Source organism: Pseudarthrobacter sp. R1, assembly GCF_024494415.1.
Lineage (GTDB): Bacteria > Actinomycetota > Actinomycetes > Actinomycetales > Micrococcaceae > Arthrobacter.
Genome location: NZ_JAMKFI010000008.1, coordinates 471,297 through 491,929 on the forward strand (window position 1 = coordinate 471,297; position 20,633 = coordinate 491,929).

A 20,633-nucleotide genomic window follows, 5' to 3' on the forward strand; every position below is an offset into this window, starting at 1 on the left:
AGCTCGCCGTGATCCACAACGGCATCATCGAAAACTTCGCCGAGCTGAAGCTTGAGCTGCTGGATAAGGGCGTAACGTTCCTGTCCGAGACGGACACCGAGGTGGCCGCGGCGCTGCTGGGGGATATCTTCCGGAACAAGCTGGGCGGGGACACCTCCGACGGCGGCCTGACCCGCGCGATGGAGCTCGCCTGCCAGCGCCTGGAGGGCGCTTTCACCCTGCTGGCGGTCCACGCCGACCAGCCCGACGTCGTCGTCGCTGCCCGGCGGAACTCGCCGCTGGTGGTGGGTCTGGGCGAGGGGGAGAACTTCCTGGGTTCGGACGTGTCCGGCTTCATCGATTACACCCGCCGCGCCGTGGAACTGGGCCAGGACCAGATCGTGACGATCACCGCGGACACGGTGGAGATCACCGATTTCTACGGCAAGCCGGCCGAGGGCAAGGAGTACCACGTTGACTGGGACCCGGCCTCGGCGGAAAAGGGCGGCTTCTCCTCGTTTATGGAGAAGGAGATCCATGACCAGCCCGATGCTGTGGCGCAGACCCTGCTGGGACGCTCGGACATCAACGGCAACCTGACCCTGGATGAGCTGCGGATTGATGTTGAACGGCTGAAGCAGGTCAACAAGATCATCGTGCTGGCCTGCGGCACCGCCGCATACGCCGGCACCGTGGCCAAGTACGCGATCGAGAACTGGTGCCGGATCCCCACCGAGGTGGAACTTGCCCATGAGTTCCGCTACCGGGATCCGATCCTGGACGAGAACACCCTGGTGGTCTCGATCAGCCAGTCCGGTGAAACGATGGACACCCTGATGGCCGTCCGGTATGCCCGCGAGCAGGGCGCGAAGACCATCTCGATCTGCAACACCAACGGCTCCACCATTCCGCGTGAATCCGACGCGGTGCTGTACACGCACGCGGGCCCGGAAATCGCTGTTGCCTCCACCAAGGCGTTCCTGGCGCAGATCACCGCCGCGTACCTGCTGGGCCTGTATCTGGCACAGCTGCGCGGCAACGTAGATGAAGGTGACATCAAGGACGTCCTGGCGGATCTGAACAAGATCCCGGCCAAGATCCGGAAGATCCTGGACGACGCCGGGCCGTTGCGGGAACTGGCCCGCAGCATGGCCGACGAGAAGTCGGTGCTGTTCCTGGGCCGCCACGTGGGCTACCCGGTGGCGCTCGAGGGTGCGCTGAAGCTGAAGGAAATCGCGTACATCCATGCCGAGGGCTTCGCCGCCGGCGAGCTCAAGCACGGCCCCATCGCCCTGATCGATGAGGGCCAGCCGGTGTTCGTGGTGGTCCCGTCCCCGCGCGGCCGCGATTCGCTGCACGCCAAGGTCGTGTCCAATATCCAGGAAGTCCGGGCCCGCGGCGCCCGCACCCCGGTCATCGCCGAGGAAGGCGACGAAGCAGTCAAGGCCTACGCCGAGCACGTCTTCTACGTCCCCGAAACCCCCACCCTGCTGATGCCGCTGCTGACCACCGTCCCGCTGCAGATCTTCGCCGCGGAACTCGCCGCAGCCAAGGGCTACGACGTGGAAACCCCCACCCTGCTGATGCCGCTGCTGACCACCGTCCCGCTGCAGATCTTCGCCGCGGAACTCGCCGCAGCCAAGGGCTACGACGTGGACCAGCCCCGCAACCTCGCCAAGAGCGTCACCGTCGAGTAACTGGTTCTGATGTACAGCTGAAGCCCCGGGCAGAGAGCCCGGGGCTTCGGCTTTTTTGGAGCCTGTTCGCGTGACTTTTGCTGGCCTCTGGAGCAGGAGCCCCCGGAAATACAGGGCGGCCATTAAGCTGAGGGCCCAACAACCACGCATTCCTGCCGGGCGCGCTGCGGCACGGGAGCCTCAGGGTGTCACCGTAGAATGGGCCGCATGATCGTTGGCATTGGCGTAGACGTTGTAGACATCGAGCGGTTCGGCCGCCAGCTTGAGCGCACCCCCGGCCTCCGGGACAGGCTGTTCGTCCCCGCGGAGCGGGAACTGAACACCCGGTCGCTGGCCGCGAGGTTCGCTGCGAAGGAAGCTGTGGCCAAGGTCCTCGGTGCGCCCGCCGGCATGAACTGGCAGGACTGCTGGATCGGCCTGGACCACAACGGCCCCACCGTCCAGGTCAAGGGCACCGTGCTGGCCGTCGCCGAGGCCAAGGGCGTCAAGCGCTGGCACCTCTCGATCAGCCACGACGGCGGCATCGCCACCGCTACGGTCCTGGCCGAAGGCTGAACCGGAACCGGCCCGCCGCGCCACCTACAAACGTGATCAGCGCCTACACCGGAACCCAGGTCCGGGAAGCCGAGGAGCCCCTCCTGGCTGCCGGCCTGGGAAACGCCCTCATGCAGCGCGCAGCCCACGGGCTGGCCAACACAATCATCAGGGAGCTCCAGTCCCGTGGCCGCCGGATCTACGGATCCAGCCTTGTGGTGCTCATTGGCAAAGGCAACAACGGCGGGGACGGGCTCTACGCCGCCGCATTCCTCGCCGCGCGGGGCATGCGTACGACGGCGGTGCTCACCGCGGATTCGGCACATCCCCAGGCGCTGGCTGCTTTTGAGGGCGCCGGCGGACGGGTGCGCCAGCTTACGGACACGGCACCTGGCGAACTTGCCGCAGAAGCGGTGCGCGCCGACGTCGTTGTCGATGCTGTGTTGGGAACCGGTGCGAAAGGCGGGCTGCGGGGGAGTGCGGCAACCCTGGTCCATGCTGTCGCCGGTGCCTGGACCGGTCAGGCTGCCCCCGGCTTCGTGGTGGCGTGCGACCTGCCCAGCGGCGTTGATGCTGATACCGGGGAGGTGTCCGTACCGGTGCTGCCTGCGGATGTCACAGTGACTTTCGGAGCGGCGAAGGCGGGCCTGCTGGTGGACCCCGGCGCAGATTATGCCGGCAGGGTGGAAGTGGTGCCTATTGGTATTGAGGACAATTTTGAACGCGGCACCCTGCGGCGGCTCGAGGATGCAGACATTGCCGGCCTCCTTCCCAGCCCAGCCCGGCGTGCCCACAAATACTCACGCGGAGTCCTGGGAGTGGTGGCGGGATCCGCAGATTATCCCGGCGCAGCCGTCCTGGCGTGCCGCGGTGCACTTGCCGCGGGAGCCGGGATGGTGCGCTATCTCGGACCGCCCGAGGTCGCGGACCTGATCCGGCAGTCCTGCCCTGAAGTGGTGTGCAGTACCGGCACCGTGGCTGAAAACAGGGTGCAGGCGTGGCTGGTGGGCTCCGGCATCGGACCCGAAGACCACGAACAGCTGCAGCGCGCCCGGGACGCCGTTGAGTCCGGATTGCCTGTGGTGGCTGATGCCGGTGCGCTTCCCGCCCTCACCGATGTGCTCGCCCCGAATGTGGTGCTGACGCCGCACGCCGGCGAGCTCGCCGCGCTGCTGAAGCGATGGGGAGTTGAGGCGGACCGCGCTGCAGTGGAAGCCGGAACCCTCGGCGCCGTCCGCCAAGCTGCCAAGCTGACCGGAGCCACCGTCCTGCTTAAAGGCGCCACCACCCTGGTGGCCGCACCCTCCGGGGACGTCTACAGCCAGGCGGACGGCACGCCCTGGCTCGCCACTGCCGGCAGCGGCGACGTGCTGGCTGGCGTCATCGGTGCGCTGCTCGCGCAGGCGGCTCCCGACGTCGGACGCTTCCAGAAGGTGGGCATAAAAGAGGAGGGACGGTGGGCCGTGGTGGCCGCGCTGGGAGCCGCGCTGCATGGCCGGGCCGGGAGGGCGGCGTCGGACGCCTGCTTCGGCGGGCCGATCGCTGCGGGCGGAATTGCCGACTCCTTACCGTATGTTTGGGGTAAAGTAAGCACGCTTAGTAACGCTGGGGTCCGGAAACGTAATAGTCATACCCAGCCGCTACGGTAGGCATTAGTTCGCACCGGCAGCAGGGGGCTCGTGCCCTTCTGCTGCCGAATCACAAAGAGGAGCATTATGGAAGTCTGGCCTGGATCGGCTTATCCCCTTGGCGCCACGTTCAACGGAACCGGCACCAACTTTGCCCTGTTCAGCGAACGCGCCGAAAAAGTTGAACTCTGCCTCTTTGACGACGAAGGCAAGGAAACCCGCATCACGGTGGATGAGGTGGACGGGTACGTCTGGCACTGCTACATCCCGCAGGTCCAGCCCGGCCAGAAGTACGGCTACCGGGTGCACGGCCCCTACGATCCTGCCTCCGGCAACCGCTTCAACCCCAACAAGCTCCTGCTGGACCCCTACGCCAAGGCCGTCCACGGCCAAGTGGACTGGGATCCGTCGCTGTTCACGTACAACCTGGGCGAGCCGGACTCCATCAACAACGAGGACTCCGCCAGCCACATGATGATGGGCGTGGTCATCAACCCGTTCTTCGACTGGGACGGCGACCAGAACCTGCGGATTCCCTACCACCAGTCGGTCATCTACGAGGCCCACGTCAAGGGCCTTACCCAGCTGCACCCTGAGATTCCAGAGGAGCAGCGCGGAACGTATGCCGGCGTGGCCCACCCCGCCGTCATCTCCCACCTGCAGAAACTCGGCGTGACCGCCATCGAGCTCATGCCCGTCCACCAGTTCGTCAATGACGGCACCCTGCAGGACAAGGGCCTGAACAACTACTGGGGCTACAACACCATCGGCTTCTTCGCGCCGCAGAACACCTACAGCTCCACCGGCGACACCGGCCAGCAAGTCCAGGACTTCAAGGCCATGGTCCGTTCCCTGCACAAAGCCGGCATCGAGGTCATCCTCGACGTGGTGTACAACCACACCGCCGAAGGCAACCATTTGGGCCCCACGCTGTCCTTCAAGGGCATCGACAACGCCGCCTACTACCGGTTGATGGAGGGCGACGAGAAGCACTACATGGACTACACCGGCACCGGCAACTCCCTGAACGTCCGCCAGCCGCACTCCCTGCAGCTGCTCATGGACTCCCTGCGCTACTGGGTTTCGGAGATGCACGTTGACGGTTTCCGGTTCGACCTCGCCTCCACCCTCGCCCGCGAATTCTATGACGTGGACAAGCTCTCCACCTTCTTCGAACTCATCCAGCAGGACCCGGTGGTCTCCCAGGTCAAGCTCATCGCCGAGCCCTGGGACGTTGGCCCGGGCGGCTACCAGGTGGGCAACTTCCCGCCGCAGTGGACCGAGTGGAACGGCAAGTACCGCGATACGGTCCGCGACTTCTGGCGCGGCGAGCCCGCCACCCTGGGCGAATTCGCCTCCCGCATCACGGGTTCGGCGGACCTGTACGAGCACTCCGGCCGCCGGCCCGTAGCGTCCATTAACTTCGTCACCGCGCACGACGGCTTCACCCTCTCGGACCTGGTGTCCTACAACGAGAAGCACAACGACGCCAACGGCGAGGGCAACAACGACGGCGAATCCCACAACCGCTCCTGGAACTGCGGCGTCGAGGGCCCCACGGACGATCCCGAGGTCCTTGCGCTGCGGGCGCGCCAGCAGCGCAACTTCATCGCCTCGCTGCTGCTGTCCCAGGGTGTGCCGATGCTCCTGCACGGCGACGAGATGGGACGCACCCAGCAGGGTAACAACAACGGCTACTGCCAGGACTCCGAGCTCACCTGGATCAATTGGGACAGCATTGACCAGCCGCTGGTGGAGTTCACGGCCGCCGTCAACGCCCTCCGCGCCAAGCACCCCACGTTCCGCCGCAGCCGGTTCTTCGACGGCCGGCCCGTCCTGCGGGGTGAGGGCGAGCGGCTGCCGGACATCGTATGGCTGGACCCGGACGGCGAAAACATGAAGCCCGAGGCGTGGGACAGCGGCTTCGGCCGTTCCGTGGGCGTCTTCCTCAACGGCGACGGCATCCAGGGCAAGGACAGCCGCGGCCGCAGGATCACCGACGTCAACTTCCTGATGTACTTCAACGCGCACGACGACACCGTGAAGTTCACGCTTCCTTCGGACGAGTACGCACCTGCCTGGGACGTCATCATCGATACTGCCGGGCAGAACGCGGACACGGAACCCGTGGCGGCCGGCGAGCCGCTGCCGGTGGAGGCCAAGTCCCTGGTGGTCCTGCGGGCCCACACCGTTCCTGAGGTGGAGCCGGACCACTCCGTGGCTGCGTCCCTGGCAGCACTGTCCCAGACCGCCAGCAGCGAGAGTGAATCCATAACGACTCCCGCGGTGGCCGAACCCGGGAAGACCACGAAGATCGGGGAGCGGAAGGCGTCCAAGAAGTGAGGGTCCCGGCATCCACCTACCGCCTCCAGATCCGCCGCAGCTTCACGCTGTTCGATGCTGCCGAAAAGGTCCCCTACCTGAAAGCGCTCGGCGCGGACTGGGTGTACCTCTCACCCATCCTGACGGCAGAGCAGGGCTCGGACCATGGCTATGACGTGACCGACCCCTCCGCCGTTGATCCGGACCGGGGCGGTCCGGAAGGCCTGCTGGCCCTGTCAAAGGCTGCGCGTGAGCACGGCATGGGTGTCCTCGTGGACATCGTGCCCAACCACGTGGGCGTGGCCACGCCGGCGCAGAACCCGTGGTGGTGGTCCCTGCTGAAGGAAGGGCAGGGTTCGCCCTACGCCGAAGCCTTCGACGTCGAATGGGAACTGGCCGGCGGAAAAATCCGGCTGCCCATGCTTGGCTCCGGTGAGGACCTGGACAAGCTGGAGGTCAAGGACGGCGAACTCCGCTACTACGACCACCGGTTCCCGATCGCCGAAGGGACATACTCCGACGGCGACACCCCACATGAGGTCCACAGCCGCCAGCACTACGAGCTGATCGACTGGCGCCGCGCCGACGCCGAGCTGAACTACCGGCGCTTCTTTGCCGTCACCACGCTGGCCGGGATCCGGGTGGAAACCCCGCGCGTCTTTGAGGAAGCCCATGCCGAGGTGGGCCGCTGGTTCCGTGAGGGGCTCGTGGACGGGCTCCGGGTGGACCATCCGGACGGCCTGGCGGATCCTGCCGGCTACCTGCGCTGGCTGAAGGACCTCAGCGGCGGAGCCTACATCCTGGTGGAAAAGATCCTGGAGCCGGGCGAAGTCCTGCCCCAGGACTTCGCGACCGAGGGTACCACCGGCTATGACGCGCTGGCTGACGTGGACCGGGTCTTTATTGATCCCGCAGGCCGGCAGGCCCTTGATGACCTGGACGCCAAGCTGCGGGGCTCTGCGGTTCCCGCTGACTACGCCGAGATGATCCGGGGCACCAAGCGGATGATCGCGGACGGCATCCTGCGCTCCGAGGTGCTGCGCCTGGCCCGCCTGGTTCCGGATTCCTACGGGCTTTCCGTGGAACAGGCCGCTGATGCCCTTGCGGAAATCATCGCGGCCTTCCCGGTTTACCGGACGTACCTGCCCACGGGCGCCGGCATCCTCAAGGAAGCCTGCGAATCCGCGGCGGCCCACCGGCCCGAGCTGGAGGTTGCCGTCGGCACGCTCCTGCCGCTGCTCCTCGACCCTGCCAACCCCATCGCGGTGCGCTTCCAGCAGACCTCCGGCATGGTGATGGCCAAGGGCGTGGAGGACACGGCGTTCTACCGCTACACCCGGCTTGGCACGTTGACGGAGGTGGGAGCCGAACCGGCCGAGTTCGCCGTCTCTCCCGAGGAGTTCCACCACCGGATGCTTCGGCGGCAGGAAGACCTTCCGCTCTCCATGACCACCATGTCCACGCACGACACCAAGCGCAGCGAGGACGCCCGTGCCAGAATCTCGGTGATCGCGGAACTGCCGCAGGAGTGGACCGCCACGCTGAACACTCTTCGCGAGCTGGCCCCGATTCCGGACGGGCCTTACGAGAACCTGCTGTGGCAGGCAATCATCGGTGCCTGGCCGGCGAGCAGGGAACGGCTCCAGGGCTACGCGGAAAAGGCAGCCCGGGAGGCCGGCAACTCCACCACGTGGACGGACCCTGACGAAGAATTCGAGTCCCACGTCAAGGCCGCAGTGGACGCTGCGTTCGACGACGACCGGGTCACCAAGATGGTGGAGGACTTCGTGGCACGGATCGATTCGTACGCGGCGTCCAACTCGGTGTCCGCCAAGCTGGTCCAGCTGACCATGCCCGGCGTCCCGGACGTCTACCAGGGCAGCGAATTCTGGGAACGGTCACTGACCGATCCCGACAACCGGCGCCCGGTGGACTTCGCGGTCCGCCAGCAGGAGCTCGCAAAGCTCGACGCCGGACAGTTGCCTGACGCGGGCACCGAAACCAGCAAGCTCCTGGTCACCTCCCGGGCGCTCCGGCTCCGCCGCGACCGGCCCGAACTGTTCCAGGGCTACACTTCGCTTGCCGCCTCCGGGGCCGCTGCAGATCACTTGCTTGCGTTCCACCGCGGGGCCCAGGGGACTCCCGGAGCCATAACGCTGGCCACCCGCCTTCCGGCGGGACTGGCGGCCGACGGCGGGTGGCGGGACACCGCCGTCGAACTCCCCGTCCCCGTCCGGGACGAGCTCACCGGCGCCGGCTACGGACCGGGCCCCGTTTCGGTGGCCGACGTCCTGGGTACCTACCCGGTGGCTTTGCTCGTACCGGTGGATGGAGAAAAGGCATGACCCTCGTCAATGGTGGGCCCGAGCGCTTCGACGTCTGGGCTCCCGACGCCAGTTCGGTGATCCTGGTGGCCAACGGCCGGCAGTATCCCATGCTGAAGAAGGAAACGGCGCCCGGCTCGGAGGGCTGGTGGACTGCCCCCGATGCTCCAGGGGACGGCGAAGTGGACTATGGCTACCTGCTGGACGGCGACGGCCACCCGCTGCCGGATCCGCGGTCGCGACGGCTGCCCGACGGTGTCCACCAGCTCTCCCGGACGTTCGACCCCGCCGCGCATGCCTGGCAGGACGGTGGCTGGAAGGGCAAGGAGCTGCAGGGTTCAGTCATCTACGAACTCCACGTCGGCACCTTCACCCCGGCGGGCACCTTGGACGCCGCAGCCGAAAAGCTGAGCTACCTGGCGGACCTCGGCGTCGACTTCGTGGAACTGCTGCCGGTCAACGGCTTCAACGGCACCCACAACTGGGGCTACGACGGCGTGCAGTGGTACGCGGTGCACGAAGGCTACGGCGGGCCGGCGGCCTACCAGCGCTTTGTGGACGCAGCCCACGCGGCGGGCCTCGGCGTCATCCAGGATGTGGTGTACAACCACCTCGGCCCGAGCGGCAACTACCTGCCCAAGTTCGGCCCGTACCTGAAGCAGGGGGACGCCAACACGTGGGGGGACTCGGTCAACCTGGACGGCCCCGGTTCGGATGTGGTGCGGGAGTACATCCTGGACAACGCCGCGCTCTGGCTACGGGACTATCACGTGGACGGGCTCCGCCTGGATGCCGTGCACGCGCTGAACGATGAGCGTGCCGTGCACATCCTGGAGGAGTTCGGTGCCTTAGGCGATGCCGTCTCGGCTGAGACGGGGCTGCCCAAAACGCTCATTGCCGAGTCGGACCTCAACAACCCGCGCCTGCTCTACCCGCGGGACGCCAATGGCTACGGTCTCGCCGGGCAGTGGAGCGATGACTTCCACCACGCCGTCCACGTGAGCGTCAGCGGCGAGACCACCGGGTACTACGAGGACTTCCAGTCGCTGGCCGTGTTGGCAAAGGTCCTCAAGGACGGCTTCCTGCACGACGGCAGCTACTCCAGCTTCCGCGGACGCCACCATGGCCGGCCCATCAATGCCGCCCTGGCCCACCCTGCCGCCCTGGTGGTGTGCAACCAGAACCACGACCAAATCGGAAACCGGGCCACGGGGGACAGGCTTTCGCAGTCGTTGTCCTACGGGCAGCTGGCAGTGGCCGCCGTTCTGACCCTGACGTCGCCGTTTACGCCCATGCTGTTTATGGGTGAGGAGTTTGCGGCGAGCACCCCGTGGCAGTTCTTCACCTCGCATCCGGAACCGGAGCTGGGCAAGGCCACTGCCGAGGGCCGGATCAAGGAGTTTGAGCGCATGGGGTGGGACCCCGCCGTCGTGCCCGACCCCCAGGATCCGGAGACCTTCCGCCGGTCCAAGCTGAACTGGGACGAAGCCGCCGGCGGCGACCACGCCCGGCTCCTGGAGCTCTACCGCTCCCTCACGGCGCTGCGCCGGGACCACACCGAGCTCGCCGGGCTTGGCTTCGGGGAGACGGACGTGATGTTCGACGACGATGCAGGCTGGCTGCGTTTCCGCCGCGGCAGCGTTGAGGTGCTGCTGAACCTCTCGGACGCCAAGGTCCGGTTGGAGGACGTTTCCGGGCCGGTCCTGCTGACGACGGATGAGGGTACCGGCCTTGACGGCCAAGCCCTCGCCCTGGCGCCCTGGAGTGCCGCGATCCTGAAATCCTGACTATTTCGGCTGGAAAGTTACGTCGCGGGCTGTGTCAGCCTGCGGCGTAACTTTCCGGCCATCATCTGTAGCGCCGGTCACAACTGGCAGGATGGAACGTATGACTTATTCCGCGGCGGAAAACCGCTACGACTCCATGCCCTACCGCCGCGTTGGCCGCAGCGGACTAAAGCTCCCGGCGATCTCGCTCGGCCTGTGGCACAACTTCGGCGACGACAAGCGCTTTGACGAACAGCGCGCCATCCTTCGCCGCGCCTTCGACCTGGGCGTCAACCACTTCGACCTCGCCAACAATTACGGCCCGCCGGACGGCTCCGCCGAAACCAACTTCGGCCGTCACCTCAAGGACGACTTCAAGCCCTACCGGGACGAACTCGTCATCTCCACGAAGGCCGGCTACTACATGTGGCCCGGCCCTTACGGTGAATGGGGCTCCCGCAAGTACCTGATCTCCAGCCTGGACCAGTCGCTGCAGCGGATGGGCCTGGACTACGTGGACATCTTCTACAGCCACCGGCCGGACCCGGAGACCCCGCTGGAAGAAACCATGGGTGCACTGGACTATGCAGTGCGTTCGGGCAAGGCTCTGTATGCCGGCATCTCTTCCTACACCCCGGAGCAGACCCTGGAAGCAGCCCGGATCCTGAAGGACCTCGGGACGCCGCTGCTGATCCACCAGCCCAGCTACTCCATGCTCAACCGGTGGACCGAGAACGGTTCGCCAAATCTGTATGAGGCACTCGACCAGGTGGGCGCAGGGTCCATCGCCTTCTCGCCGCTGGCCCAGGGAATGCTCACCGACCGCTACCTCAACGGTGTTCCTGCTGATTCGCGTGCAGCCAAGGCCCGGTTCCTGTCCGAGGACGCCATCACGGACGAAAAGCTGCACCGGATCCGTGGACTTCACAGCATCGCCGAGGGCCGCGGGCAGTCCCTGGCGCAAATGGCCGTCGCCTGGATCCTGCGCGACCAGCCGAAGGGTTCGCCTGTCACATCCGCCCTGATCGGGGCTTCGAGCGTCCGCCAGCTGGAGGACACATTGTCCGCCATCAACAACCTCGAGTTCACCGGGGATGAGCTGAACGCCATCGACGAATTCGCCGTGGAATCGGACATCAACCTCTGGAAGCAGCCCGTCTAGTTTCTTTCCCGTCATCCCAAGGAGTGGGACAGGGGAACAAGCCCTTGTCCCGCTCTGTTGGGTACTATGAAAAGGCGCCGCGCGGCGCCGGGCCTGCCGGCCGCCGTCGTACTTCAGTCGCAGCGGAACCCGGCCGGCTGACGTTTGTCCTCAAAGGAGTTCCGTGTCTTCACATCCGATTCGTGTTGCAATTGTCGGCGTAGGAAACTGTGCCGCTTCGCTGGTCCAGGGCGTCCACTACTACAAGGACGCAGACCCCAAGGCCACGATCCCGGGCCTGATGCACGTCGAGTTCGGCCAGTACCACGTGGGTGACGTTGAGTTCGTCGCCGCGTTCGACGTAGATGGCAAGAAGGTGGGCGTTGACCTCGCCGATGCGATCCTGGCCAGCGAAAACAACACCATCAAGATCGCCGACGTACCGCCCACCGGCGTAACCGTCCAGCGCGGCCACACCCTCGACGGGCTCGGCAAGTACTACCTCGAGACCATCGAGCAGTCCCACGAAGAGCCCGTGGACGTTGTCCAGGCACTTAAGGACGCCAAGGTTGATGTCATGGTGTGCTACCTGCCGGTTGGTTCGCAGGAAGCTGCCGAGTTCTACGCCCAGTGCGCCATCGACGCCGGGGTTGCCTTCGTCAACGCCCTGCCGGTGTTCATCGCCGGTACCAAGGCGTGGGCTGACAAGTTCACCGCCGCCGGCGTGCCGATCGTGGGCGACGACATCAAGAGCCAGATCGGTGCCACCATCACGCACCGAGTGATGGCCAAGCTCTTCGAAGACCGCGGCGTCACCCTGGACCGCACGTACCAGCTGAATGTCGGCGGCAACATGGACTTCAAGAACATGCTGGAGCGCGACCGCCTCGAGTCCAAGAAGATCTCCAAGACCCAGGCCGTCACGTCCAACGTCGAAGCCGAGCTGGCCGCCAAGGACGTCCACATCGGCCCGTCCGACTACGTCCAGTGGCTTGATGACCGCAAGTGGGCCTTCGTCCGCCTCGAAGGCCGCAACTTTGGCGATGCCCCCGTTTCGCTTGAGTACAAGCTGGAGGTCTGGGATTCACCCAACTCCGCCGGCGTGATCATCGACGCCATCCGCGCCGCCAAGATCGGCCTGGACCGCGGCATCGGCGGCCCGCTGCTCTCCGCATCGAGCTACTTCATGAAGTCCCCGCCGGAGCAGTTCAACGACGACCTCGCCCGCGAAAAGGTCGAAGCCTTCATCCGCGGAGACCTCGAGCGCTAAACCCGCTCCTCGGCTTCTTTTGCGCTCCCTCACCTTCGGGTGGGGGAGCGCTTGCCGTTAAGACGCCCCATCACGTCCCGCAAGGTTTCTCACGTCGCCCCATCGCCTCCCGCAAGGTTTCTCACGTCGCCCCATCGCCTCCCGCAAGGTTTCTCACGACGTCCCATCGCCTCCCGCAAGGTTTCTTACGACGCTCCATCACTTCCCGCTGACTCTGCCGGGACGCCCCATCACTTCCGCTGACTCTGCCGGCTTACTTCACCCAGTACCGACAAAACCGGCCGCGTAGGGATGGTCCATCCATGCCGTACAAAGGTGCCGCTTTATTGACGTTATAGCTCGATCGAAACCGTCTAGGGCGTCGTCCTTTGTGACTACCAGGACTGTCCAACCGGCCGATTCAAATGCCTTGTCCCGCCGTCGGTCGCTAAATTGCTGGGCATCAAGAAGGTGATGTCCGCCGTCGTACTGGATTGCGAGACGCCGGTGCGGGTAACCAAGGTCGGCGGTAGGGGAGGCTGCGTCGTCCGGCCGCAGCGCGATCTGGAGGTCCGGTTCCGGTAAATTCGCGTCTGCCATGGCCAGCCGAAGCATGGTTTCAGGTGCCGAATCAGCCCCAACCCGCATCAGTTCAAGTGCCTGCCGCGCACGAACAACGCCCTGAAGGTTGGGGTGTCGCCCAACCATGGTGCGGAGCCCGTCCAAGGTGTCGAAGGGCTGAGATCTGCCCTCAAACTGTGGTCGAGGGATACGAATGAGCTGATCTCCAAGGCAGACCAACTCAACCAGCGGCAGCCGGCGAGCCAAGTCGAGCCACGTTCGTGAACGCGTGCTGATCCGGATGCCGTCCACCGACTCAGTTTCGTCTTCCCTCACTATGACGTTATGTGCGGCTACGCCTTTCCGACGCACTTGCGGCAACTGTTTGGGCTTGCTGAGATGCAGTTCCGTTGAATCCGATAGCCAGGGCGGCAACAGCAGACGATGCAGACGAGCCGCAGTGATGTGGGAGATCCAGGCTCCTGGTGATGCCTGGGAGAGCGCCCGTGCCGCTGCTTCCAGCTCAAAGTTCCAGTCCGAGGGTCGGTACAACCCCCTGCTCACATGGACCACGTCACGTCTGCGAAGCCGGCTGGCCGGTACGCCCAAGGCCAGCGCCGAGGTGTAGGTGAAGGGGGCACTGGCCAATGGCTGGGGCAGATCAAGGGGAGCGGGCATGTTGGCATTGTGGCTCAAAAGACCGTGGCCCTGCAGAAGTTTTCCACAGGCAGCCGCCGCCGGTGCGGTGCGGGAGGTGATGGGGCGTTGGAGGTATTAGGTGCGGGAGGTGGTGGGGCGTTGGGGAAAGGGGTGCGGGAGGTGGTGGGGCGTCTGACTAAGCGAGGCCCATGGGGTTGCCGGCGTCATCCACGTCCATGCGCATTGCGGCCGGGGCGGCGGGCAGTCCGGGCATGGTCATCACTGCTCCGGTGAGCGCCACGACAAAGCCAGCCCCGGTCTTGGGCAGGAGGTCGCGCACGTGGATGATGAATCCCTTAGGCGCCCCGAGACGGGAAGCGTCGTCCGTGAACGAATACTGCGTCTTGGCCATGCAGACAGGGAGCCCGCCCCAGCCGTTCCGCTCAATGTCGGCCAGCCGTTTCAGGGCCGGGACGGAAAAATCCACCCCGTCCGCACCATAAATTTCCTGCGCAATGGTCCGGATCTTGTCCTCCACGGGGAGCTCCAGCGGGTAGAGGTGCCGGAAGTCGTTCGGCCCGGCCACTGCCTTCGCCACCAGGGCGGCAAGTTCGTCACCGCCGTCGCCACCGCCGCCGCGCCCCCACACATCGGCGACCGCGGCCGGAACTCCCTCCGCAGAGCACCACGCCAGCAGCCAGTCGAGTTCCTCGGCTGAGTCGGCGCCAAACCTGTTGATGGCCACCACCGGTGGCACCCCGAACTTTTCCACGTTCCGGATGTGCCGGCGCAGGTTGGCCACCCCCGCCTCCAAGGCGGCCACATCTGGGGTTGTGAGCTGGTCCTTGGCCACACCGCCCTGCATTTTCAGTGCCCGCACCGTTGCCACCACCACAACGGCGGAGGGCGCCAGGCCGCCCGTCCGTGCCTTGATGTCCATGAACTTCTCGGCCCCCAGATCGGCGCCGAAGCCGGCCTCGGTGACCACAATGTCCGCCAGCCGCCGGGCCGTCTGGGTGGCAATCAGCGAATTGCAGCCGTGCGCAATGTTCGCGAAGGGACCACCGTGGACCAGGGCAGGGGTGCCGGCGATGGTCTGCACCAGGTTCGGCTTGATGGCTTCCTTCAGCAGCAGCGTCAGCGCGCCCTGCACGCCAAGGTCGGCCACGGTCACCGGCGAACGTTCAAAGGTATAGCCGAAGGTGATCCTGCCCAAGCGTCCGCGGAGGTCCGCCAGATCAGTGGCGAGACAAAAAACTGCCATGATCTCGGACGCCACGGTGATGTCGAACCCGTCCTGGCGGGGTACTCCCTGCGTGGGCCCGCCCAATCCGATGACCACCTCACGCAGGGCCCGGTCGTTCATGTCCAGAACCCGTTTGAAGGTCATGCGCCGGGGGTCGATATTGAGTTCGTTGCCCTGGTAGATGTGGTTGTCCACCAGCGCCATCAGGGCATTGTTCGCCGACGTCACGGCGTGGAAATCCCCGGTGAAGTGCAGATTGATCTCGTCCATCGGCAGCACCTGCGAGTACCCGCCGCCCGTGGCCCCGCCCTTCATGCCCAGGACCGGTCCAAGGGAGGGCTCCCGAAGGGCGATCATTACCCGGTGGCCTGCGCGTGCCAGCGAATCGGCAAGCCCCACCGTCGTGGTCGACTTTCCCTCACCAGCCGGGGTGGGGGACATGGCCGAGACCAGCACCACCTTCCCCTGGGGCGGCGGCGCGTCCAGGCGCGCGGGATCGATTTTCGCCTTGTACCGCCCGTACAGTTCCACCGCCTCGGCATTGATTCCCGCGGCCGCCGCGATCTCCTCGATGGGCAGGATCCGTGCCGCGCGGGCGATCTCTAGGTCACTCGGGGTAGCAGACATCTTTGTCCTTTGCTGGAGCGGATAGGGCAGCTGGAGCGGATGGGGTGTCAGGGGGCGGGAACCGTCGTCAGGGGTTGCCTTGCAGGATGGTCGACGGCGGCGTGGTAGCTCTCGAGCGTGATGGCAGCTGTGCGCTGCCACCCCGAGTTCTGGGCGCGGATGGCCGCTGCCCGCCCCATGTCTTCGCGGGTGGCCGGGTCGTCGTACAGCGCCTCCAGCGCATCCGCCCAGTCCGAGGCATGATGGCCGTCCACCAGCAGTCCCGTCCTGCCGTCGAAAATGGCCCGCGACAGCCCACCGACCCGCGTTGCCACCACAGGGGTGCCGCAGGCCTGGGCCTCAAGCGCCACCAGCCCGAAGGACTCGCTGTAGGAGGGCATCACCACCACGTCGGCCGCCCTGAACCAGGCCGCAAGCTCAGGTGCCTTGACCGGCGGAAGCTGCGTGACGACGTCGTCCATCTCCGCCTCCGCAACCAGCCGCCGGAGGTTGAATTCCTTGTTTCCGCTCAACGAACCGAGGATGGTGAGCCGCAGGTTGATGTCAGGACGCCGGTGCCGGAGCAGGGCTGCGGCCTTCACCAGGATCTGTGGCCCCTTCAGCCGCTGGATCCGGCCCGCGAAAACCAGGTGGAAAGTCTCGGGACCGATGCCCCGCTCAGACCGCGACCTGGCCCGGAACGCGGGAGTGAAAGTGCTGAGGTCAACCCCGGGCGGTGCAATATCGATCCGCTCGTACGATGCCCCGTAATGCGATACCAACTCGGCCGCTTCCGCGCTGGTGTTCGCAATCAGCCGGGCTGCGCCGTCCACGATCCGGTGCTCACCCAGCTCGCGCCGCCGCGGTTCAGGCTGTTCGCCGGATTCAAGCAGCAGGTTCTTGACCTTGGCCATGGTGTGCATGGTGTGCACCAGCGGCACGCCCCAGAGCCCGGAAAGCTCCAGGCCCGCGATCCCGGAGACCCAATAATGCGAATGGATGACGTCGTAGCGGCCGTGCGGCTGCCGCTGCCGGATCTGCTCGATCTCTTCCACCATGCTGTGGAGAAGGCCCGGCAGCTCCTCCTTGGGGATCTTCCGGGCGGGGCCGGCCAGGACGTTGTGGACGCAGACGCCGGGATCGGGGTGCTCGACGGCGGGCTGACCGGCGGAGGTGGCACGCGTGAAGATCTCCACTTCCACGCCGGCCTCGGCCAGGGCGGAGGCCAATTCCCGGATATATACGTTCATGCCGCCGGCATCACCGGAACCCGGCTGCTCCATGGGGGAGGTGTGGAGTGACAGTAAAGCCACCCTGCGGACCGGTGCCACGGGACCTCCTTCCGGCTCCCGGCACAGGTTGGCGCGCCGGGTCAGTGCTGGGCATTCGATAAAACACTACTCCTGTGTCAACGCGTACCGCCCCGCCACATCTTCCCCAGGGCTGGAAACGCCTGCTCGTAACCGGCCAGCAGCTCCGCACCGAGTTCTTCCGACCCCACCAGGGGATGCTGCGCGAAGGCCTGCAGCGCGGCGTCGCGGTCACCCTCGGTGGCAGCCAGCACGGCCAGCCGCTCCACGTCCTTCACCTGGCGGAGCAACCGGAGTTGTTCCGGTGATGGAGCCTGCTGGGCCAGCGGCAGCGCGCCGTCGGCCGTTACCGTGCAGGGAAGCTCGACGACGGCGTCGGCCGGCAGCCCGGGAATGGCAGCTGTGGGGGCGGCCGGCTGAGCGGTGGCTGGCTCGGCGCGGTCCGCAGCCAAAGTGTTGGATGTGTTCAGGATCAGCTGCGTGTCTCCGGAACCCGATGCAGCCCGCATGGCTGCCAACGCCACCCGCTCATAGCCGCCGCCGGCAAGGTCGTCCTCGTTGCGGCGTTCATCCTTGCCGCGGGCCTCGGCCAGGTAGCCCTCCTCGCGGGACCTGCGGGCAGCCTCCCACAATGTGAAAGCTTCGCCGCCGGCTGCGGCCAGCCTGGGGTACAGCTCCTGCTGCTGGCTGTGGATGGATTCTCCCCGGGTTTCAGGCATGGCACGCATCGCTTCCCGGGCAGCGTCCTGCTGGTAGTAGTAATACAGGTACTCGTTGGGAAGGGCGCCGAGGCGGGCAAGGAACGGCTGGGAAAACAGCCGGCCCTCTTCGAAGGATTGAAGGGCGGCTGGATCCGACAGCAGTGCAGGAAGGACGTCCCGTCCGCCGGACTCCAGCCGGTACAGCCAGCCCAGGTGGTTCAGGCCGTAGTAGCCCACGCCGTCGAGCGTTCCTTCCGGCAGTGTGACGCCGGCGGCGCGCGCCGCGCGGTGCACCAGTCCGCCGGCGGAGTCGCAGATCCCGATGACGCGCCTGCCGAGCACTGGCAGGAGTGCCTCGGTGACCATGCCGGCCGGATTGGTGAAGTTGATCAGCCACGCGTCCGGGCAATGTTCCTTCATGAGGCGCGCCAGCTCCAGCATGTGCGGGATGGTCCGGAGGGCGTAAGAGATGCCGCCGGCCCCGGTTGTCTCCTGGCCCAGCAGGCCCAGGTCCTGCGCCACTTTTTCGTCGGCCACGCGTCCGGCGGTGCCGCCGGGGCGGATGGCGGCAAAAACCATCTCCGTTCCCGCCAGGGCCTCCGCGAGGTTGGTGGTGGGATGGACCGGTAGGCGGGGGCCCTGCCCTGGCGGCATGGTGCGCAGGACCGCTGCCATGGCGGCAAGGCGGGAAAGGTCGACGTCGAACAGCACCAGTTCGGTGACCACACCGGTGAAGGACCCGGAGACCAGCGCCCGGTATATCAACGGAACCCGGAAACCCCCACCGCCGACGATCAGAAGCCGCATAATCAGCAGTCTAGGCGTGGGTGTCCGCAGCACCTACGGCCGCCCCTACCGTATGTCTGTGGCAGGGCGTAGTGTGCGGCACATGGAGGCGATACCCGCACGCCCGTTTGACCCCCTGGCTGCCGTCCGCTCGCCGTCGGGCCCCGGATTCGACGTGCTGCTGGCCGGAACGGTGTTCCAGGACATCATTTTCACCGGCCTGCCGCACGGGCCGGAACCGGGCACTGAAATCTGGAGCGACGGCATGGGCAGCTGCCCGGGCGGGGTGGCAAACCAGGCAATCGCCGCGGCACGGCTGGGCCTGCGCACCGGCCTGGCGGCGGCCTTCGGCGATGACGGCTACGGGGATTTCAACTGGAAGATCCTGTCCGGCCAGGAGCACGTGGACCTCAGCCTGTCGCGGAAGATTCCGGGCTGGCACTCGCCGGTGACCGTCTCCCTGTGCGTGGACAAGGACCGGTCCCTGGTGACCCACGGCCACGCTCCACCGGTGACGGCGTCGGAGCTCATCGGGGACCCGCCTCCCGCGCTCGCCGGAATCGCTGAAGTGGGCCTGGAAGTGGAGCCGTGGGCCATGTCGGCGCACCAGGCGGGCGTAAAGCTGTTCGGGGACGTCGGCTGGGATCCCAGCGGCGTCTGGGCGCCGGTCCGGCTGGACAACCTGCAGTATTTCCACGCGTTCCTGCCCAACCAGCGCGAGGCCATGGCATTCACGGGTAAGGACGATCCCTGGACTGCCCTCTACGCGCTGGCGGACCGGGTGCCGGTTGCGGTGGTGACCCTCGGGCCACAGGGCGCCATGGCTGTTGACTCGGAAACGGGCGAGGAGGAATGGGTGCCCTCACTGCCCGTCAAGGCTTTTGATCCCACCGGCGCCGGCGACTGTTTCGACGCCGCGTTCATCGTGGGGAGTCTGGCCGGCTGGCCGCTGGGGAACAGGCTGCGTTTCGCCAACCTCTGTGCCTCGCTCGCGGTACAGGAAGTGGGAGGTTCCCTTGCCGCTCCGGGCTGGGGTGACATCGCCGACTGGTGGAAACGTGCCAACGCCAGGCCTGAACGACAGACCAGCCAGTGGCTGCGGCGCTTCTCGTTCCTGGCGGACATCGTCCAGGACGTTCCGCTGGCCGCCCAGCGCAGGGCAGCGGCCACCATCGCACACCTCTCTGACGCGTGACGCGATGCCGGCGGAGCAGGAAGACTCATGACCGCAAAAGTCATGCTCTAGCCTTGAATCCATGGAGGGATGGGGAGAAAGGCGGCGTGTAGTCCCTGTTCAGGGGGCGAAGTTGGCAGTTTTTGAATACGGCCCGGACCCGGGACGTGGCGTCCCCACCCTGCTCCTGGTCCACGGCTACCCCGACGACCACAGCGTGTTTTATCCGCTGATCGGCGAGTTGACACCAACGCACCATGTCATCGCCTATGACACCCGTAATGCCGGACTGTCCTCGGTCATAGGAAAACCCGGGAGCTTTGCACTGCCCACACTGGTGGATGACCTGTACGCGGTGCTGGACGCAACGCAGGCGTCCGACGTTCATGTCGTGGGCCACGACTGGGGATCCATCCAGGCATGGGCGGCTATCCAGGATGTCCGCGCGGCCGGAAAGATCAGCCGGTTCACCAGCGTTTCCGGACCGGACCTGCACCACTATGTCTGGTGGATGCGGGAACGGCTGCGGCATGCCCGGCGATGGCCGCAGCTGATGGGACAACTCCTGCGCAGCCTCTACGTTGCCGCCTTCCAGGTTCCTGTGCTGCCGGAGGCGGCGTGGCACTTCTTCTTGACCGGCGCCTTCGAGAGGGCCACCGGGCGCAGGGTGGGCGACAATCCGGTGCGCGGCCTTGCCCTCTACCGAGCGAATTTCCTGTCCGTCGAACACCGCCAGCCGCCGCTTCCGGTAGCAATCCCAGTCCGCGTAGTGGTTCCGGTCAAGGACCCGTTCCTGTCGCCGCGGCTGGTCGATGGCCTCCAAAACTGGGTGCAGGAGGTCACAGTGACCTACGTGGACGCCGGTCACTGGTGGCCCGCAACCCACGCCCCTGACCTCGCCGAGCTCCTGCGGACAGAATTCGGGCCCGGCAGCGCGTAATTATTCGGCCGGAAATGCCCGCACTAGAAT

The 20,633-nt window shown here is 66.1% G+C and carries 14 protein-coding genes; 10 read left to right on the forward strand and 4 right to left on the reverse strand.

Going from position 1 to position 20,633, the window contains the following annotated elements; genetic code table 11:
* The 8 genes from glmS to M8J71_RS13125 all read left to right on the forward strand — a co-directional run.
* Positions 1-1,676: glutamine--fructose-6-phosphate transaminase (isomerizing) (gene glmS, locus M8J71_RS13090; RefSeq protein ID WP_256248296.1), on the forward strand; the 1,676-nt coding region annotated here is incomplete at its 5' end.
* Between the two features lie 207 nt (positions 1,677-1,883).
* Positions 1,884-2,231, forward strand: coding sequence for a holo-ACP synthase (locus M8J71_RS13095; RefSeq protein ID WP_013601780.1), 348 nt, complete (start codon positions 1,884-1,886; stop codon positions 2,229-2,231).
* A 32-nt stretch (positions 2,232-2,263) separates the two neighbouring features.
* On the forward strand, positions 2,264-3,859 hold the full coding sequence (locus M8J71_RS13100) for an NAD(P)H-hydrate dehydratase (RefSeq protein WP_256248297.1): 1,596 nt from the start codon (positions 2,264-2,266) through the stop codon (positions 3,857-3,859).
* 66 nt (positions 3,860-3,925) lie between these two features.
* The gene (glgX, locus tag M8J71_RS13105; protein WP_256248298.1) at positions 3,926-6,181 is read left to right on the forward strand and encodes a glycogen debranching protein GlgX; all 2,256 of its coding nucleotides are present in this window, start codon (positions 3,926-3,928) and stop codon (positions 6,179-6,181) included.
* Positions 6,178-8,505 (forward strand): malto-oligosyltrehalose synthase, encoded by a 2,328-nt coding sequence (gene treY / locus M8J71_RS13110; protein ID WP_256248299.1) that lies wholly within the window; start codon positions 6,178-6,180, stop codon positions 8,503-8,505. Before glgX ends, treY begins: the two co-directional genes overlap by 4 nt.
* Positions 8,502-10,271 carry a malto-oligosyltrehalose trehalohydrolase gene (gene treZ, locus M8J71_RS13115; protein ID WP_256248300.1) on the forward strand — a complete coding sequence of 590 codons (1,770 nt, stop codon included), beginning with the start codon at positions 8,502-8,504 and terminating at the stop codon, positions 10,269-10,271. The genes treY and treZ overlap by 4 nt, the downstream gene beginning before the upstream one ends.
* A 100-nt stretch (positions 10,272-10,371) precedes the next feature.
* Entirely contained in the window at positions 10,372-11,412 is a 1,041-nt protein-coding gene (gene mgrA / locus M8J71_RS13120; RefSeq protein WP_256248301.1) for an L-glyceraldehyde 3-phosphate reductase, read from the forward strand.
* A 163-nt stretch (positions 11,413-11,575) separates the two neighbouring features.
* Positions 11,576-12,661, forward strand: a complete 1,086-nt coding sequence (locus M8J71_RS13125; RefSeq protein WP_256248302.1) for an inositol-3-phosphate synthase — start codon at positions 11,576-11,578, stop codon at positions 12,659-12,661.
* A 258-nt stretch (positions 12,662-12,919) separates the two neighbouring features.
* Here M8J71_RS13125 and M8J71_RS13130 read toward each other — a convergent pair whose 3' ends face one another.
* From M8J71_RS13130 to M8J71_RS13145, 4 genes are all read right to left on the reverse strand, one after another.
* On the reverse strand, positions 12,920-13,879 hold the full coding sequence (locus M8J71_RS13130; RefSeq protein WP_256248304.1) for a DUF559 domain-containing protein: 960 nt from the start codon (positions 13,877-13,879) through the stop codon (positions 12,920-12,922).
* A 157-nt stretch (positions 13,880-14,036) separates the two neighbouring features.
* Complete coding sequence (locus M8J71_RS13135; RefSeq protein ID WP_256248305.1) at positions 14,037-15,713, reverse strand: formate--tetrahydrofolate ligase; 1,677 nt, start codon at positions 15,711-15,713, stop codon at positions 14,037-14,039.
* Positions 15,714-15,760: 47 nt separating this feature from the next.
* Positions 15,761-17,023, reverse strand: a complete 1,263-nt coding sequence (gene mshA / locus M8J71_RS13140; RefSeq protein ID WP_256248307.1) for a D-inositol-3-phosphate glycosyltransferase — start codon at positions 17,021-17,023, stop codon at positions 15,761-15,763.
* Between the two features lie 77 nt (positions 17,024-17,100).
* A complete protein-coding gene (locus M8J71_RS13145) occupies positions 17,101-18,510 on the reverse strand; it encodes a family 4 glycosyl hydrolase (protein WP_256248309.1) in 1,410 nt (469 codons plus the stop codon).
* An 82-nt stretch (positions 18,511-18,592) separates the two neighbouring features.
* On the opposite strand from M8J71_RS13145, the gene M8J71_RS13150 reads away from it, so the two are divergent.
* Entirely contained in the window at positions 18,593-19,684 is a 1,092-nt protein-coding gene (locus M8J71_RS13150) for a carbohydrate kinase family protein (RefSeq protein WP_256248310.1), read from the forward strand.
* Positions 19,685-19,796: 112 nt separating this feature from the next.
* Positions 19,797-20,603, forward strand: coding sequence for an alpha/beta fold hydrolase (locus M8J71_RS13155; RefSeq protein WP_256248311.1), 807 nt, complete (start codon positions 19,797-19,799; stop codon positions 20,601-20,603).
* Positions 20,604-20,633 lie beyond the last annotated feature (30 nt).

Bases quoted from the DNA above. Each gene is read 5' to 3' on its own strand.
- M8J71_RS13095 (WP_013601780.1), top strand. From the start codon at position 1,884: ATGATCGTTGGCATTGGCGTAGACGTTGTAGACATCGAGCGGTTCGGC.
- glgX (WP_256248298.1), top strand. From the start codon at position 3,926: ATGGAAGTCTGGCCTGGATCGGCTTATCCCCTTGGCGCCACGTTCAAC.
- treZ (WP_256248300.1), top strand. From the start codon at position 8,502: ATGACCCTCGTCAATGGTGGGCCCGAGCGCTTCGACGTCTGGGCTCCC.
- mgrA (WP_256248301.1), top strand. From the start codon at position 10,372: ATGACTTATTCCGCGGCGGAAAACCGCTACGACTCCATGCCCTACCGC.
- M8J71_RS13130 (WP_256248304.1), bottom strand. From the start codon at position 13,879: ATGCCCGCTCCCCTTGATCTGCCCCAGCCATTGGCCAGTGCCCCCTTC.
- M8J71_RS13135 (WP_256248305.1), bottom strand. From the start codon at position 15,713: ATGTCTGCTACCCCGAGTGACCTAGAGATCGCCCGCGCGGCACGGATC.
- M8J71_RS13145 (WP_256248309.1), bottom strand. From the start codon at position 18,510: ATGCGGCTTCTGATCGTCGGCGGTGGGGGTTTCCGGGTTCCGTTGATA.
- M8J71_RS13150 (WP_256248310.1), top strand. From the start codon at position 18,593: ATGGAGGCGATACCCGCACGCCCGTTTGACCCCCTGGCTGCCGTCCGC.